The following is a 2,651-nucleotide window of genomic DNA, read 5'->3' on the forward strand; positions in this document are numbered from 1 at the left end:
ACCCAGAGTAACTTAACTTCAAATAATAAAGGAACACACAATGAACTACATCTTGATAACCGGTGCAAGCGCCGGAATTGGCGAAGTATTCGCAGAACAATTAGCCGCTCAAGGTCACAACCTGATTCTGACCGCCCGCAGAGAAGAGCGCCTTCAAGCGCTAGCCAGTAAGCTGGAAAGCCAATATAAAATCTCGACACAAATCATCGCTGCTGATTTGTCTGACTCAAACGGTGCCGAAACGCTAGCTAGCAAAATAATCAACGAAGGTTGGGCGCTAAACGGCCTAATCAACAATGCAGGCTTTGGAGACCGCGGTGCATTCACTGAACTGTCACTGGATCGTCAGTTACAAATGATTCAGCTCAACGTCACCAGCCTGGTAGATCTAACGCACCGACTCATCCCCAAGCTATCACAACAGAGTAATAGCTTTATCATTAACGTTGCCTCAACCGCTGCCTTTCAAGCGGGACCTAACATGGCTATATACTACGCGACCAAGGCTTTTGTGCTGTCCTTCTCTGAAGCACTATATGAAGAGCTTAAGGGCCAAGGTATTGCCGTCAGCACACTTTGCCCAGGTGCAACCGCATCTGAGTTTGCATCAGAAGCTAATATGACTAACACAAAACTATTCAAAGCAGGTGCCATGACAGCAGAAGCTGTTGTCAGGAAATCGCTCAAGAAAAAAGACCGCGCCATTGTTATCACTGGCTGGAAGAATATTTTTGGTGTTTGGTCTGGTAAACTATCCCCACGTTCAGTCACACGAAAACTTGCAGGATGGTTACAAGCCTAAAATGTGTTTAATCAAACAACGCGCGAATAATCCGGAACAAAAAGCTCTCAGAAAACAGCAAATTCTCGATGCTACACGAAAACGATTTTCTGATCTTGCCTACGAAGACCTTAACCTGAATGTGATTGCTGCAGATGTAGGTATTACTAAGGCCGCTTTATATCGCTACTTTAGAAATAAAGAGACTTTGTTCCTCGCGTTGTTTGTAGAAACCCTTGAAGAATTAATTCACTCGGCCCAAAAAATGCCAAACAAGCTCCCCCTAGCAAGGCTAATGGCTGACACCTTAATTGCTAACCCTATCTATTGTAAGTTGAATGCAATTTTACACACAATTTTAGAACGGAACCTTACCGTTGAAGAAGCATTACAATTCAAAAAAACCTTACTCCACTTAATGCACCAGTATTCCCAGTTACTAACACAACAAGCAGAGCAAGACTTGCCTCAAGCGCAAGCGCTCACCCTACTCATGCAAGTTCAGCAAGCATTGATCGGCGTTTGGCATATGACTCACCCTGTCGGTGCAATTGCCGAGGTTATTGAGTCTCCGCCTTTAGATGTTTTTAAGCGAGATTTTTATAGCGCCTTGCTCGCACATATAGAAACCATCACCCGACAAATTGCCCCTTAAGTGATACGCATCAGAAATCTAACGAGTAAGACCTAAGAGACAAGATATTCCAGCACATTTGGCTATACTAAAGTGAAGTAAGAGACTCTCATTCATTAAAGAATAGGTACAAGAAACATATGGCCAAAATCCTGATCGCCGATGATCAATTAGTAATGCGCAACATGTTTAAAGTCATCCTTCAAGACGAGCCACACGAACTGACGCTAGCGGTCGATGGCGAAGCCGCATTAAATGCAGCCAAAGCAGAACGATTTGACCTGGTACTGAGCGACTTATATATGCCAAAACTCGATGGCATACAACTCACTGCAGCTATTAGAGCACTCCCCGCTTACAAGGGTGTTCCTGTACTCATTGTTAGCACCGAGAATAAAGCAGAGAAAAAAGCTGCAGGCAGAGCAGCAGGCGCGAATGGCTGGATCATCAAACCCATTACCAAAGACCGCCTGCTTCCTGCGATAAAGAAACTACTAGGCTAAGGCGCCAACGCTGCATCGATATCTTTCACCATGTCTTTCGGCTCGGTATTGGGCGCATAGCGTTTAACAACCTTGCCCTGTTGATCGACCAAAAACTTGGTAAAATTCCATTTTATCTTTTCAGAGCCCATCAAGCCCTTCGCTTCTGATTTTAAGTATTTATACAAGGGATGAGTATTATCGCCGTTTACTTCTATTTTGGAGAACATTGGAAACGTAACCCCATAGTTCAAAGAACAAAACTCGCTAATCTCACTATCTGTTCCTGGGTCTTGCTTTAGAAACTGATTGCATGGAAAGCCTAAGATCTCTAGCCCTTTCTCGCTATACTCCAAATACAGCTCCTCAAGCCCCTTGAGCTGAGGCGTAAATCCGCATTTACTTGCCGTATTGACGATTATCAGCAACTTCCCCTGATACGCTTTAAGAGGAACTTCCTCTCCTTTAATATTATTAGCACTGAACTGATAGATATCAGACACGAGTCTCTCCCTATTAATGATAATTATTCACAAGCATCCTACCCCTAAATTATCAGCGTTAAAAGCCTATTGATTTACATCAATGCTCAGGAATAAGCGTTTGACATTGATTATGCGATAGGCAAATATATTTTTTTAGCTTACAAGCGTAAACACAAAAATGTCAGATATAAGCAAATTGCAGCAAACTATGAGCGAGGCACAAACTTATGAGCAATGGCTCACCGCTGCCTCGAAAGCCGATAAGCTTA

4 protein-coding genes are annotated in these 2,651 nt (G+C 43.4%); 3 read left to right on the top strand and 1 reads right to left on the bottom strand.

Features of this window, described 5'->3' with window-relative positions; all coding sequences use genetic code 11:
- The first annotated feature begins 40 nt into the window (after nucleotides 1-40).
- The 3 genes from A3761_RS06715 to A3761_RS06725 all read left to right on the top strand — a co-directional run bounded on the left by A3761_RS06715 (nucleotide 41) and on the right by A3761_RS06725 (nucleotide 1,918).
- Nucleotides 41-802: an SDR family oxidoreductase gene (locus A3761_RS06715; RefSeq protein ID WP_068511786.1), complete on the top strand. Its 762-nt coding sequence runs from the start codon at nucleotides 41-43 to the stop codon at nucleotides 800-802.
- 1 nt (nucleotide 803) lies between these two features.
- Nucleotides 804-1,436 (top strand): TetR/AcrR family transcriptional regulator, encoded by a 633-nt coding sequence (locus A3761_RS06720; RefSeq protein ID WP_068554371.1) that lies wholly within the window; start codon nucleotides 804-806, stop codon nucleotides 1,434-1,436.
- A 119-nt stretch (nucleotides 1,437-1,555) separates the two neighbouring features.
- On the top strand, nucleotides 1,556-1,918 hold the full coding sequence (locus A3761_RS06725) for a response regulator (RefSeq protein WP_068511780.1): 363 nt from the start codon (nucleotides 1,556-1,558) through the stop codon (nucleotides 1,916-1,918).
- Here A3761_RS06725 and A3761_RS06730 read toward each other — a convergent pair.
- Nucleotides 1,915-2,400, bottom strand: coding sequence for a glutathione peroxidase (locus A3761_RS06730; RefSeq protein ID WP_068511777.1), 486 nt, complete (start codon nucleotides 2,398-2,400; stop codon nucleotides 1,915-1,917). The two genes, A3761_RS06725 and A3761_RS06730, sit on opposite strands and share 4 nt — an antisense overlap.
- Nucleotides 2,401-2,651: the final 251 nt, after the last annotated feature.

This window comes from Oleiphilus sp. HI0123, from assembly GCF_001635315.1.